Origin of the sequence: Mesorhizobium sp. UC74_2 (assembly GCF_042701485.1) — a bacterium.
GTDB lineage: Bacteria > Pseudomonadota > Alphaproteobacteria > Rhizobiales > Rhizobiaceae > Mesorhizobium.
Genome location: NZ_CP170562.1, coordinates 888,030 through 900,819 on the forward strand (window position 1 = coordinate 888,030; position 12,790 = coordinate 900,819).

13 protein-coding genes and 1 pseudogene are annotated in these 12,790 nt (G+C 61.7%); 5 read left to right on the plus strand and 9 right to left on the minus strand.

All coding sequences use genetic code 11. The features are described from left to right. Positions 1–27: 27 nt before the first annotated feature. The gene (locus ACFJIU_RS04160) at positions 28–1,239 is read right to left on the minus strand and encodes a mandelate racemase/muconate lactonizing enzyme family protein (RefSeq protein WP_379067776.1); all 1,212 of its coding nucleotides are present in this window, start codon (positions 1,237–1,239) and stop codon (positions 28–30) included. Then, positions 1,236–2,851: pseudogene (locus ACFJIU_RS04165) on the minus strand (GMC family oxidoreductase). The gene ACFJIU_RS04160 and the pseudogene ACFJIU_RS04165 overlap by 4 nt, the downstream one beginning before the upstream one ends. A 208-nt stretch (positions 2,852–3,059) precedes the next feature. Between ACFJIU_RS04165 and ACFJIU_RS04170 the strand changes: the two are divergent. Next, positions 3,060–3,452: an acyl-CoA thioesterase gene (locus ACFJIU_RS04170; protein WP_129416279.1), complete on the plus strand. Its 393-nt coding sequence runs from the start codon at positions 3,060–3,062 to the stop codon at positions 3,450–3,452. A 12-nt stretch (positions 3,453–3,464) separates the two neighbouring features. On the opposite strand, the gene ACFJIU_RS04175 is transcribed toward ACFJIU_RS04170, so the two are convergent. Continuing rightward, complete coding sequence (locus tag ACFJIU_RS04175) at positions 3,465–3,839, minus strand: winged helix-turn-helix transcriptional regulator (RefSeq protein WP_379067778.1); 375 nt, start codon at positions 3,837–3,839, stop codon at positions 3,465–3,467. A 92-nt stretch (positions 3,840–3,931) separates the two neighbouring features. On the opposite strand from ACFJIU_RS04175, the gene ACFJIU_RS04180 reads away from it, so the two are divergent. Continuing rightward, complete coding sequence (locus tag ACFJIU_RS04180) at positions 3,932–4,534, plus strand: NADPH-dependent FMN reductase (RefSeq protein WP_379067780.1); 603 nt, start codon at positions 3,932–3,934, stop codon at positions 4,532–4,534. Positions 4,535–4,579: 45 nt separating this feature from the next. Here ACFJIU_RS04180 and ACFJIU_RS04185 read toward each other — a convergent pair whose 3' ends face one another. From ACFJIU_RS04185 to ACFJIU_RS04195, 3 genes are all read right to left on the minus strand, one after another. Next, the gene (locus ACFJIU_RS04185; protein WP_379067782.1) at positions 4,580–5,890 is read right to left on the minus strand and encodes a hemolysin family protein; all 1,311 of its coding nucleotides are present in this window, start codon (positions 5,888–5,890) and stop codon (positions 4,580–4,582) included. A 191-nt stretch (positions 5,891–6,081) separates the two neighbouring features. Further along, on the minus strand, positions 6,082–6,906 hold the full coding sequence (locus tag ACFJIU_RS04190) for an extensin family protein (protein WP_379067784.1): 825 nt from the start codon (positions 6,904–6,906) through the stop codon (positions 6,082–6,084). 113 nt (positions 6,907–7,019) lie between these two features. Then, positions 7,020–7,919 (minus strand): extensin family protein, encoded by a 900-nt coding sequence (locus ACFJIU_RS04195; RefSeq protein WP_379072948.1) that lies wholly within the window; start codon positions 7,917–7,919, stop codon positions 7,020–7,022. 170 nt (positions 7,920–8,089) lie between these two features. On the opposite strand from ACFJIU_RS04195, the gene ACFJIU_RS04200 reads away from it, so the two are divergent. From ACFJIU_RS04200 to greA, 3 genes are all read left to right on the plus strand, one after another. Beyond that, positions 8,090–8,440: a DMT family protein gene (locus ACFJIU_RS04200; protein WP_379067787.1), complete on the plus strand. Its 351-nt coding sequence runs from the start codon at positions 8,090–8,092 to the stop codon at positions 8,438–8,440. A gap of 76 nt (positions 8,441–8,516) precedes the next feature. Next, positions 8,517–9,062 (plus strand): tetratricopeptide repeat protein, encoded by a 546-nt coding sequence (locus tag ACFJIU_RS04205; protein ID WP_379067790.1) that lies wholly within the window; start codon positions 8,517–8,519, stop codon positions 9,060–9,062. A 232-nt stretch (positions 9,063–9,294) separates the two neighbouring features. After that, entirely contained in the window at positions 9,295–9,768 is a 474-nt protein-coding gene (greA, locus tag ACFJIU_RS04210) for a transcription elongation factor GreA (RefSeq protein WP_379072949.1), read from the plus strand. A 53-nt stretch (positions 9,769–9,821) separates the two neighbouring features. On the opposite strand, the gene waaC is transcribed toward greA, so the two are convergent. Genes waaC through rfaD form a run of 3 tightly spaced genes read right to left on the minus strand, consistent with a single transcriptional unit; the run spans position 9,822 to position 12,711 of the window. Beyond that, positions 9,822–10,787, minus strand: coding sequence for a lipopolysaccharide heptosyltransferase I (waaC, locus tag ACFJIU_RS04215; RefSeq protein WP_379067793.1), 966 nt, complete (start codon positions 10,785–10,787; stop codon positions 9,822–9,824). Next, positions 10,784–11,791, minus strand: coding sequence for a lipopolysaccharide heptosyltransferase II (waaF, locus tag ACFJIU_RS04220; protein WP_379067795.1), 1,008 nt, complete (start codon positions 11,789–11,791; stop codon positions 10,784–10,786). Before waaF ends, waaC begins: the two co-directional genes overlap by 4 nt. After that, entirely contained in the window at positions 11,764–12,711 is a 948-nt protein-coding gene (gene rfaD / locus ACFJIU_RS04225; protein ID WP_379067798.1) for an ADP-glyceromanno-heptose 6-epimerase, read from the minus strand. Before rfaD ends, waaF begins: the two co-directional genes overlap by 28 nt. Positions 12,712–12,790 lie beyond the last annotated feature (79 nt).

The window sequence follows — 12,790 nt, forward strand, 5'->3', positions numbered from 1 at the left end:
CGAGTTTTCGACTTCTCTCTCGCGATCTCAGGGAAATAGCGGGTCCGGCGCCATTTCCAGATGCAGTTGCTTGCCATTCCATGGATGGGCCTCGCAGACCGCTTCGTCGAGTTCAACGCCGAGGCCGGGTTCCTTTGATGGAATGACCCAGCCGTCCTGCCATTCGATCTTCTTCTTGAGCAGAGTGGCGTGGAAACCATCCCACTGCTTCAGGGATTCCAGGATAAGGAAGTTCGGCAACGTTGCCGCGACCTGGATGTTTGCGGCGCCCACGATCGGGCCGCAATAGCAATGCGGTGCGATCTGGATGTGATAGGCCTCGGCCATTGCCGCGATCTTCTTGGTCTCGAGAATGCCACCGGAACGGCCGAGGTCTGGCTGCAGGATCGTGGCAGCGCGGTTTTCGATGACGCGAGCGAACTCAAACTTGGTGGTCAGCCGCTCGCCCGTGGCGATCGGGATCGAGGTGCCGCGTGCCACTTGCGCCATCACTTCCGGCATATCCGGCGGCACTGGTTCCTCGAACCAGAGTGGGTCGTAGGGTTCGATGGCGCGGGCCATGCGAAGCGCACCGGAAGCCGTGAACTGGCCGTGGGTGCCGAACAGGATATCCGCTCGGGTGCCGACCGCCTCGCGGATCGCCTTGATCATGCGGGCCGAGAGGTCGATGTCGAGGAGGCGCGGCTGATGGCCGTCGAAGGCTGTATACGGACCGGCGGGGTCGAGCTTCACGGCGTTAAAGCCCTGATCGACGTAAAGTGCCGCACATTCGGCGGCGAGATCGGGATCGTTGTAGACGTTCCGACCTTGTGCATCCTCGGAATGGACGCTGCCCTCGTGCGGATAAAGGTAGGTGTAGGAGCGCAGCTTTTCGTGCACCTGGCCACCGAGCAGCTTGTAGACCGGCTTGCCCGCCTCCTTACCGATGATGTCCCAGCAAGCCATTTCGAGCGCGGAGAAACAGCCCATGCCCGACACGTCCGGGCGTTGGGTGAAGCCTGACGAATAGCAGCGGCGGAAGAAACTTTCGACATCATGCGGGTCACGGCCGATCAAGTAGCGTTCGGCCATGTCTTCGATCATGCGGGCGGTGACGTGTCCGGAGAAGGTGGCGTTGTAGGCTTCGCCATAGCCGACGATATTGGAATCGGTCGTCAGCTTGACGAAGATGAAATATTTGCCGCCGATGCCGGGCGGCGGGTTGCCGACAACCCAGGTCTTTACGTCTGTGACTTTCATCGATTGTCCTCCAGAACCATTTCAGCGCCTTTCCACCCCGTCATGATCGAGGCGGCGTTGGTGTTGCCGGCGATGTTGTCAGGAAAGATCGACGCGTCGATGACGCGCAGGCCGCTCAGGCCATGGACCTTCAGGCGTGGATCGACCACGGCACGGGCAGGGTCCGGGCCCATGCGGCAAGTCGATACGGGGTGATAGACGGTACCGGAACGCTTCCTGAAATCCTGAATCAGGTCGGCATCGGAAGTGATTGAAGGTCCAGGTAAAACCTCCTCCGCGATGATGTCGGCGAGCGCCGGTTGCGCTGCGATCCGGCGCAGGAACTTCACGGCGTCGAGCATTTCCGACACGTCTTCGTTGGTCGAGAAAGCGTTGGGGGTGATCCTCGGATGGTCCTGTGGATTCTTCGAACGGATCATGATCTCGCCGCGGCTGGATGGACGGCAGTTGGAAAGGCCGATGGAAAAGCCAGGCCACGGATCCGGCGAGAGGATCGGCCGTTCGCCTGGTTTCGGCAGCACGGTGGAAAAGGCCTGGAAGTACAGCTGCATGTTTGGACGAGGCTGGTCGGGATCGGTGCGGAAGAAACCGCCGCCCTGGTTCATCGACATCGACAGTGGGCCGGAGCGCAATACAAGATAGTGCAGGCCGACCAGCAGCTTGCCCCACCACGGCCGCAGGACCTGGTTGAGGGTGGGCCATTTGGCCTTCCAGGTGTAGTTGACACCCTGGTGGTCCTGGAGATTCCGACCGACATTTTCCGACTGCTGTACGGGCGCAATGCCAAGGCTGGACAGCAGATCGGCTGGACCCACGCCGGAGAGCTGGAGAAGCTGGGGCGAATTGATCGAGCCGCCGGACAAGATCACTTCGCGGCCGGCGCGCACGGTTCTGGTTTCGCCGTTCTGCATATATTCGATGCCGACCGCGCGCCTGCCTTCGAACAGGATCTTCGTCGCCAGCGCATGTGTTTCGACGCGCACATTGGCGCGCTTCATGGCAGGGCGGAGGAAGCCCCGGGCCGTCGACATGCGGCGCCCATTCCTGGTCGTGATCTGGTAGATGCCTGCGCCCTCCTGGCCGGCACCGTTGAAGTCGTCATTGGCGGGCAGCCCGGCCTGTTCGGCGGCCTTCAAGTAGCGGATCGTCAGCCGGTGGACACGGGCGCGATTGTCGGTGACGTGGATCGGGCCGCCGCGACCGCGCCACTGGTCCGCGCCGGCCTCGTTGTCTTCGATGGCCTTGAAGACGGGGAGAACATCGTCATAGCCCCAGCCGGGATTTCCGGCGGCCGCCCAGGCGTCGAAATCCTCGCGGGCACCGCGGATCCAGACCATGGCGTTGATGGAGCTCGATCCGCCCGGATCTTGCCACGCGGCCAATGATCGGCATTGCCGGCAAGGCCCGGATCGGGCTCGGTCTTGTAGTTCCAGTTCACCGCGGGGTCGAAGAAGGTCTTGCCGTAACCCAGCGGCATCTGCACGAAGAAACGCCTGTCGCTGCCGCCGGCTTCGAGGATGAGTACGGAAAAACGTCCCGATGCCGAAAGCCTCTCCGCCACAACCGAGCCGGCCGAGCCGGAACCGACGACGATAAAATCATAAGTCTGCATGGCGAATGGCGGTGCCCGGTCTGCTTTTTTGCCAGACTAGCTGTCGCATTCGTCGCTATCACCGGCACTTCCGGCATGCGGTGTGAGAAAAACGACCGAAACAACCGAGCTGTTCATTTCCCGCAAGGGCGGTGTTCCTGCCTGCCGGCGTTGACGCTTTCCCGTCGCGCCGCTACGGCATCATGACATTCGGCACGAGGGATTTCGCATGGTGCACTACGCAGACGGAAAACCGAACGGCGACCTGACGCTACGGACACTGGCCATGCCTTCGGATGCCAATGCAGCCGGAGATATTTTCGGCGGCTGGGTGATGGCGCAGATGGATCTGGCCTGCGGTATCCGGGCTGCCGAGCGTGCCAAGGGCAGGGTGGTGACCGCAGCGGTGAAAGAGATGTCCTTCGCCAAGCCGATGAAGATCGGCGACACGCTCTGCATCTACACCGTCGTGGAACGCGTCGGCCGCACCTCCATGACGCTGAAGGTCGAAGCCTGGGCGCAACGCTACCTCTCCGATCTCATGGAGATGGTGACACATGCCGACTTCGTCATGGTTGCGCTTGACGGCGAAGGCAAGCCGAAACCCATACCTGCCGAATGATCCTTTCGGGCGTCAGGCCGCAGCCTTGACGCCGTCGAAACGGGCGCGGGCTGCGCTGACGCGACCTGCATTGGCGATGGCCCATTCGGCGAGGCCCTTGACCGGTATCAGCAGCTCGCGGCCAAGGTCAGTCAACTCATAGTCGACCCGTGGTGGAATGGTCGGAAAGACCGTGCGTGTGACAAAGCCGTCGCGCTCCAGACTGCGCAGTGTCGTCGTCAGCATCTTCTGGGAGATGTTGCCGATACAATGCTTCAATTCGTTGAAGCGCTGCGGGCCTCCACCCAGATTCTGGACAACCAGCAACGACCATTTGTCGCCGATGCGCTGCAGAATATCGCTGACTGCCAGGCAGTCGCCGGTGACATGCGGGTGCCTCGGTTTCAAAAAAGTGCCTCCTTGCCAATCGAGTTGACAGTATCAGATATAGCGTCGGTATCCAAATGATACTCCCAATTCGTCCCTGCAAGGAGTCTCCGATGTCAAAACCCAAGATCGCCGTCGTGATTGGTTCGACGCGCGCAACCCGCTTCGCTGACGTGCCGGCTGAATGGATTACCAAACTTGCCGCCAGGCACAGTGAATGGGACGTAGAGCTTGTCGATCTGCGTGATTATCCGATGCCGTTTTTCGACGAACCGGCATCCTCGCTTTGGGCGCCATCCAGGAACGAGGTCGCGCAACGCTGGCAGAAGAAAGTCGATGAGTTCGACGGTTTCATCTTCACGGCCAGCGAATATACGCATGGGCCGAGTGCCGTGCTCAAGAATGCGCTCGATTATGCCTATACCGAATGGAACAAGAAGCCGGTCGGTTTCGTAGGATATGGCGGCGTCGGTGGCGCCCGCTCGATCGAACAGCTGCGCCTTCACGCGATTGAGCTGCAGATGGTGCCCGTGCGCACCGCGGTCCATATCGTCTGGGCGGACTACATGGCCGTGAAGGGCGGCACCAAGTTGTCGGAGCTCGAACATGTCAACCAGGCCGCGGAAGACATGCTGAACCAGCTGTCCTGGTACACGCGTGCGCTGAAGGCGGCTCGCGATGCCGATCTGGCGACGGCTGACGTCGAAGCCGCCTGAGGTTGTTCCTTCAAGCAAAGGCGGCTTGCCGCCTTTGCTTTGGATTTAGCGCGTCGCGCCTTGCTGCCCGCCGGCCAGCCGCGCTGCGATGACCTTGTCGATGCGGCGGCCGTCGAGGTCGACGACTTCAAAGCGCCAGCCCTGGGCGTCGACAGTCTCACCCGTGGTCGGCAGGTGGGCAAGGTGCGACAGGAGATAGCCGGCAACGGTCTCGTAGTCGCGATCTTCCGGCAGGTCGAAACCGAGCAGGTCGGCCATCTCGTCGGCCGGCATATAGCCGGCGAGCAGCCAGGAGCCATCCTCGCGCTGGACGGCGCTTTCCTCGTCGTCGCCGGCATCGAGATCGGATCGGAACACACCGGTGATCGCTTCCAGGATGTCGGCCGGTGTGACAATGCCTTCGAAATGGCCGTATTCGTCATGGACGAGCGCCATCGGCACTTCGGATTCACGCAGGGTTGCGAGTACGTCCAGCGCGTCGGCCTGATCGTGCACGATCGGCGCGGTCTTGACGTGCTTGCGCGGATCGAGCGTGCGGCCTGCGAGCAAAGCAGCCAGGACGTCTCTCGTCTGTACGACGCCGATCATGGCGTCGACGCTTTCGCCAGCAGGCAGGCGCGAGTGCTGCGTCTCCATCAGAAGTTTGCGGATCGCCGTGTCGTCGGCCTGAAGGTTGATCCAGTCAACGTCCGTACGCGGCGTCATCACGGCGCGCACGGCGCGGTCGCCCAGGCGCATGACGCCGGCAATCATGCGGCGCTCGTCCGACTCGATCGTGCCGTGGTGTTCGGCTTCGGCTACCAGCATCTTGATCTCTTCGTCGGTGACCTTTTCCTCGCTTTCGCCGCGAAAGCCGAGCAGCCACAGAACGGCGCGGCCGGAGATGTCGAGCACGAAAACGATCGGCGCCGCGATCTTGGCGAGCACCGCCATGAAGGGCGCCGCACGGGAGGCGACACGCTCAGGATCCCGCAACGCAATCTGCTTCGGCACCAGTTCGCCGACGATCAGAGAAGCATAGGTGATGATCGCCACGACGATACCGACGCCGACCGGATTGGCAAAACGCGGGCCGACACCGGAATCGGCCAGGAAATCGGCGAGCCGCTCGCCGAGCGTGGCGCCTGAAAAAGCACCCGACAGAATACCGACCAGCGTGATGCCGATCTGGACGGAAGACAGGAATTTGCCAGGATTGGCGCCGAGCTCCAGCGCGCGCGCCGCACCGCTGACATGGCGATCGATCATCGCCTTGAGCCTTGCCGGACGGGCAGAGACGATGGCGAGTTCGGACATTGCCAAAAGGCCGTTCACGCAGATGAGAGCGACCACGATAGCGATTTCAGCGTAAAGCATGCGCGCTCAATAGCATCCCGCCTGCCACTTCGAAAAGCGGTGGCAGGCGTTTTGTCCAAAGCGCATTGAACTTTGATTGAGTGCGCTGCCCTGGAGCGTTTCCGTTTTCACGGAAACGCGGAAACACTCCAACGCCTTGTTTCACGCAATTCCAGACTGAAAACCGTTTTCACACTGTTCCTGGAGTTGCTTTAGCGACAGGCGCGATAGCCGTTCCTGCGGTTCTTGATGTCGAAATGGAAGTGGTTGCGGTGATCGTAATTGTAGCCCGGGCCGAGCACGGTGGTGAAGTAGTCGCAGCCGTCGGAACGCACCGAATCGAGGAAGCCGCTGGTGCGGAAGGCGAACCAGCCGGGCTTGCGCACGTCGATGTCCTCCCCATTGTTGAGTTCGATGCTCATCACGTCGAGCGCGTTGCCCTTGCCATGTTCCGACAGCACGCCTTCCCCGGCGATCCTGCGACAGGAATAGCTTGACCCCTGGCGGATGGTTTTGACGCCTGACAGATAACGCCAGCGTGCGGTCGGCACCAGTTCGCGCTTGGTCCATGCGGCAAAGGTCGCGGCCATATTGCAGGTCAGCGTCGCTGCCGGCTTCATCTGGACGCTGCCGATCGCCGTCACCTTGACCGGATGTGCGATGCCGCATTGTCCTTCGCGGATCGGAGAGAGATCGGTGTAGGCGACGTCGAGCCGCTTCAGTTCGCTGCGGCAGTCGATCTCTTCCGAGGACAGTTGCTCCACGGGCGACATGGGCTCGTCCATGCGCGGATAGGCCGCCGTCATGTAAGGGTTGGACGGTACCAGGGTTTGCATGCCTGACAATTCCGGTGCGGCAGGTGCCATCCTTGGCACTGCAGAGGTCGTCGAGCCGACATCGACTGCAGGCTTCAGTTCGAAGACATCGCCGGTCGTGCAGGCGGCGACCGTCGCCAGAATGCTCAGCGCGGCAAGTCGCCTTACCGCGGTCCACGGTTCGCGCCTGGGTCGCCCGGCGATGAAAGTTACTCCGGCCATCGTTCTTCCCGTCCCTCGGGCAAGCCCCTCGAGCCAAGGCTGTTTTACGCCTGAACGGTAAAGGAAAGCTCAGCGGAGCGGTTTACGGCTGTGGTCGAAATGCGGCGGAGGGGCTATTGGCAGAAGGTGCCGCCATTCTTGCGCGGGGCGAGATCGAGATGCAGATGAAGGGCATGGTCGGCGTCGCTGCCGGGGCCAAGCACCGTCTTGAACGGTCCACAGGCTGCCTTGCGGATCCGGTCGATCAGCTTCGCCTGCGGCGCCGATGAGGTCTTGCCGACCTCGACGGTGGTGCCGTCCTTGAATGTGAACGCAGCAATGTCCAGGGCGTTGCCGAAAGCATGCTCTGAAAGCTTGGAACTGCCGTTGCGAGGGCGACAGACATAGCCGGACGCCTGCGAGATGGATTTCAACTCCTGGCCGAGTTCGGCTTTTGCAGCAGGTGCAACCACATCCTTGACGAAGCGGGACATGGTTTCGGCCATGGCGCAGTCGAGTTCGACATCCGGTGTGACTTCGACCGACTGTCCCAGTTTCTTCAGCATCAGAGGATAAGGCAGCGAGCAGCCAAGCGCATCGTCGTGCTTTGCCTTTGCCTCGTCGAATTCCGCACCAAGCGTTTTCAGCCGTTCACGACATGCGGTTTCCTCAGCAGGCATCCTTTCAGCGGGTGCGATGTTCGAGCGAGGATCGGGCAACGGCTTCGTGGCTACGGGTCTTTTCCAGTCCGATGGTAGTTCGGGCCCCTGAAACGGTTTGCGACCTTCCTGCTCATTTGCAGCCTTGTCCGGAGCCTTGTCGGGGCGCGCCTGTGGCAGTGGCACGTCAGAGGGGGCAGGGGTCTCAGGAGAGATAGGCGCGATTTCGTCCATGTCCCTGCGATGGGCTTCCGGGATTGGCGCCGTTGCGGGCAGTTTCGGAGATCTTGCCGAGGCCAGGGAGCCGTCGAACGAGGCGACGGTACCCAGAAGCGTGATTCCGATTGCCGCCAGCGGCCGTTTCAACAGCGTCATGAAACGCAAACGACGACTGCTCCCTTTGGTTGCCTGGTGCCGAGAACTCTTCGTTCACAATGGGTTACGGCATTGTTGCAGAAGGCTCGCTGCCGCAATGGACAAAGGCAGTTGACTGGTGCGGCGGGTGGCTTGAAATGGGCATCCCTCCTTGTCTCTGGATTTCCCCGATGTCGCTGATACTTTCGCCTCGCGTCCTGCCGATCCTCATGCTCATCGCTTCGAATGTCTTCATGACGTTCGCCTGGTACGGGCATCTGAAATTCAAAAGCTCGCCGATCTGGATTGCCGTCATGGGCAGCTGGCTGATCGCCTTCTTCGAATACTGGCTGGCCGTGCCAGCGAACCGCATCGGCAACCAGGTTTATTCGGCTGCCGAACTCAAGACGATGCAGGAGGTGATCACGCTGACCGTCTTTGCGGTGTTCTCCGTGCTCTATCTCAAGGAAACGCTGACCTGGAACCATGCCGTCGGCTTTGCGCTGATCGCCGGTGGAGCAGCGTTCATTTTCAAGGGATAGATTATGGACATGGCGGGATGAAATCGAACTCCTTCGGCGTTATCCTGTCATTGATAGGCCAGGAGGAGTTCCCCCAATGCACAAGCGACTTCTGATCCACGCGGCGGCCGTTCTTGTCGCCATGCCGTTTGTCACCGTCCAGGTCCAGGCTGCCGGTGGTGGCGGTGGTAGCGATACGCCCAGCCCGACGGTGACCAAATGCAAGAAGGGCGAGGTCTACGACACCAAGTCAAAGAAGTGCGCGCCGCCCAAGCAAGGCATGCTGGACGACGACAACATCTACGAGGCAGGGCACGATCTGGCTATGGCCGGTCGCTATGACGAGGCGATCGCGGTCCTGACGCTAGCCTCGAACAAGAAGGATCCGCGCATCCTCAATTATCTCGGGTACTCGCATCGCAAGTCCGGTCGTATCGTCGTCGGGCTCGGCTATTATGAAGAGGCGCTGCGGCAGAATCCTGACTATACGCTGGTGCGCGAATATCTGGGCGAAGCACGCCTGCAGATGGGCGATGTCGCCGGTGCGCGCGAACAGCTGGGCGAGATCGAAAAGCGTACGGGCAAGCAGTCGCGCGAATACGGCATGCTGTCCGAGCAGATCGACCACTACGACAGAAGCTGAGTGCCGGCCTGGCGGAATCAGGAGAACGAGGCCAGACGTCGCGGTCGGCGGAACCTGCCGATACGGGAGCTTGCGCCCTGCTTTTTTGAGATGAAAATCGGCTAGAGATTGCTATATTACGGGAATCTGAGGTGAGACGGTTCCGTCAGCCAGAAGCTGCCGGACCGTTTTCTTTTTGTACCCAGCGACAGGGTTGGTCCCGCTTCAGGGGCCGGCAGGAAAAGGTGAGATGATGAACAAAGTGCCGATGACAGGCGGAGGTTTCGAGACTCTCAAGGAAGAGCTGCGCTGGCGCCAGCAGGAAGAGCGGCCGCGCATCATCGAAGCGATCTCCGAGGCACGTTCGCATGGCGACCTTTCGGAAAACGCCGAATATCACGCCGCCAAGGAGCAGCAGAGCCTCAATGAAGGCCGCGTCAGCGAACTCGAGGATCTGGTGGCGCGTGCTGAAGTCATCGACGTCTCCAAGCTCTCCGGCAGCACCATCAAATTTGGTGCCACCGTCGTCCTCGTCGATGAAGACACCGAAGAGAAGAAGACCTACCAGATCGTCGGCGACCAGGAAGCAGACGTGAAGGCGGGCAGGATTTCGATCTCCTCGCCGATCGCTCGCGCCCTCATCGGCAAGGGGGTCGGCGACGCCATCGAAGTCAACGCGCCAGGTGGTGCCCGCGGCTATGAGATCGTGAAGGTCCAGTTCGTCTAGGCCCGGTCGATATTCGAGGCCGGGCCGTCGTCCAGGCACAGCCTCTCCTTTGGCTATCTGCCCTGCAGCCTCAGCAAAGCCATCGCCTCGGCGACCGCTGCCTGTGGTGTCACAGGCTGGTCGCCATGAGCGACAAGGGTCGAGGCATATTGCCCGCGCGGGCCGGTGAGGCCCGGCTCCGTCGTCAGGAAAATCGCAACTGTGGGCAAGCCGAATGCCGCTGCCAGATGGGTGAGGCCGGTATCAGCGCCGATGACGAGCGTGGAGCGGCCGATCAGCCCGGCGACCTCCGACAAGGGCGATTTCGGCAGCACCAGCGTTGCCGGCACGGCCTTGCCGATCGCCTCGGCCACAGCTCGTTCCTTTTCGTTCGACCAGGTCGTGACCGGCGTAAATCCCTGCCCGACCAGCAGCCCGGCAGTGGTGATCCACTCCTGAACCGGCCACTTCTTGTCCTCGCGGCTGGTGCCGTGCAGCAGGGTCGCCACCTGTCCGGTCGGGATCGGCGTATTGCCCGAGGGCACGGCGATGCCGGAATCGAGTATCGACAGGTCGGGCTCGTAGCCAAGAGCCAGCGCAAACAGGCGTCGCGTGCGCTCGATGGCGTGCAGATCGCGCGGGACGCCGTAGCGCTGATCGTAGAAAAGGGCGGCGGAAGGTTCGCGCGCGCTTGCCTTGTCGAAGCCGGCAATCGGCGCACCGGCGAATCTCGCGACGAAGGCCGATTTCAGCAACCCCTGCGCGTCAAGCACCAGGTCGTAGCGAGCGGCGCGCAAGGTCTTGCGCAAGGCGGCTCCTTCGCGCCAGGTGTCAGGCGACAAGATCTGCCTGCGCCAGCGTCGCAGCGCTACCTTGTGGATCGTGCCGATTGCTGGATGCAACGCCACGATGCCGGCGAACGCTTCTTCCACGCACCAGTCGAAGCTGATGTTGGCCCGGGCACGCAGGGCGTCCTGAACGGCCGGAAAGGTGTGGATGACATCGCCCATCGACGAGGTCTTGACGATGAGGACTTTCATGCCGCCGTCGCTTGTTCCATCAGCCGATCCGCCGCCTGGACGACACGTTCGACATCAAGCGTGTTGAGGCAATTCATGTGGCCGAGCGGACAGACCTTCTTGTGGCAGGGTGAGCAGGAAAGCTGCAGCCATACCAGTTCGCGTTTTTCAGCGAGCGGCGGCGTGTTTTCCGGCGACGTCGAGCCGTAGACGGCGACTATCGGCGTGCCGACGGCCGCGGCGACATGCATCAGGCCGCTGTCGTTGGACACTGCCAGCTTCGCCGCGGCGATGACGTCGATGGCGTCTTCCAGGCGGGTCTTGCCGGCAAGGTCGACGCAGCCAGGTGCCAGTGCCGCGATCTCCGCCGTCACCGCGCTGTCGTTCTTCGAGCCGAAGAGCACGACCTTCAGACCCTGCACCATCATCGCGCGGGCAAAGCCGGCATAGGATGCGCTTGGCCAGCGCTTGGCCGGGCCGAATTCCGCTCCCGGCATCATCGCCACGAACCTGCCCGGCTGGAGATCGTTGCGCGCAAGCAGTTCGGACTGGTTCGTCGCGTCCACGGTCAGTTTGGGGGGCTGGAACGTGCCGCCACGCGCCAGGGAAAAGAAGCCGTAGGCGGTACGCCGCTTTTCCTTCTTGGGTTGCCCGACGATGTCGGTGAGCAGGCCGTAGCGCATTTCGCGCAGATGGCCGACGCGTTTCGGAATCCGGGCAAAGAACGGGATCAGGGCCGATTTCAGGCTGCCTGGCAGCACATAGGCCATGTCATAGCGGCCCTTGAGCATGCGGCCGTATCTGCGCCGAACGCCAAGCTCCAGCTTGCCCGACGGCACCGGCATTTCGATCTGCTGGCGGACTTCCGGCATGCGCCCGACCAGCGGGGCCGCCCATGCTGGCGCCATGACGTCGATTCCGGCATTCGGATAGAGCTCTTTCAATGCCGAAAACAGGCATTGCGCCATGACCATGTCGCCCACCCAGCGGGGGCCGATCACGAGGATCGTCGGGCTTTCAGCCATTCGACATAGTCTTTCACACCGGTTTCCACGTCGCGGAACTGTCCGTTGTAACCGGCAGCACGCAGGCGGGACATATCAGCTTGGGTGAAGCTCTGGTAGCTGCCCTTCAGATGGTCGGGGAAGTCGATATATTCGATGCTGCCCTTGCCGAGCGATGCGATGACGGTCTCGGCGATGGCACGGAACGGTTGGGCACGGCCGGTGCCGCAGTTGAAGATGCCGCTGGCTCCGCGCTTCCAGAGCCAGAGATTGACGTCGGCGACATCGCCGACATGGATGAAGTCGCGGCTCTGCTCGCCCGGGCCGAATCCGTCATAGGCGCCGAACAGCTTCGGGTTTTCGCCGCGACCGACCTGATTGAACAGATGGAAGGCGACCGAGGCCATGGTGCCCTTGTGCTGTTCGCGCGGGCCATAGACGTTGAAATAGCGCAAGCCGGCGACCTGCGAATGGCCGGGGCCGACCACGCGGCGGACATAGTCGTCGAAGAGTTTCTTCGACCAGGCGTAGACGTTGAGCGGCAGCTCGAAGTCCTGCTCTTCCCGGAACACCGAACCGCCGCCGTAGACGGAGGCCGAGGATGCGTAAAGGAACGGGACACGCTGTTCGAGGCAGGCATGCAGCAGGCGCTTCGAATAGGCGAAATTCACCTCCATCATGAATTTGCCGTTCCATTCGGTGGTGGTCGAGCAGGCGCCCTGATGGAAAACCGCTTCGATCCGACCGAGCTTGCCGGCCTCGAATGCGGCCGGGAATTCGTCCTTGTCGAGATAGTCGGCGATCCTGAGATCGGCCAGGTTGATGATCTTGTGGCCGTCGGTCAGATCGTCGACGACAAGGATGTCGTCATGGCCTTCGGCATTGAGCGCGGCGACGATGTTGGAGCCGATCATGCCGGCGCCGCCGGTTACGATGATCATCGGGACCTCGAATTGTTGAGCGGATCGCGGTCCTTATAGGAGAGGCAAGGGAGCGTGTCGACAAGGGTGCATCGCATGA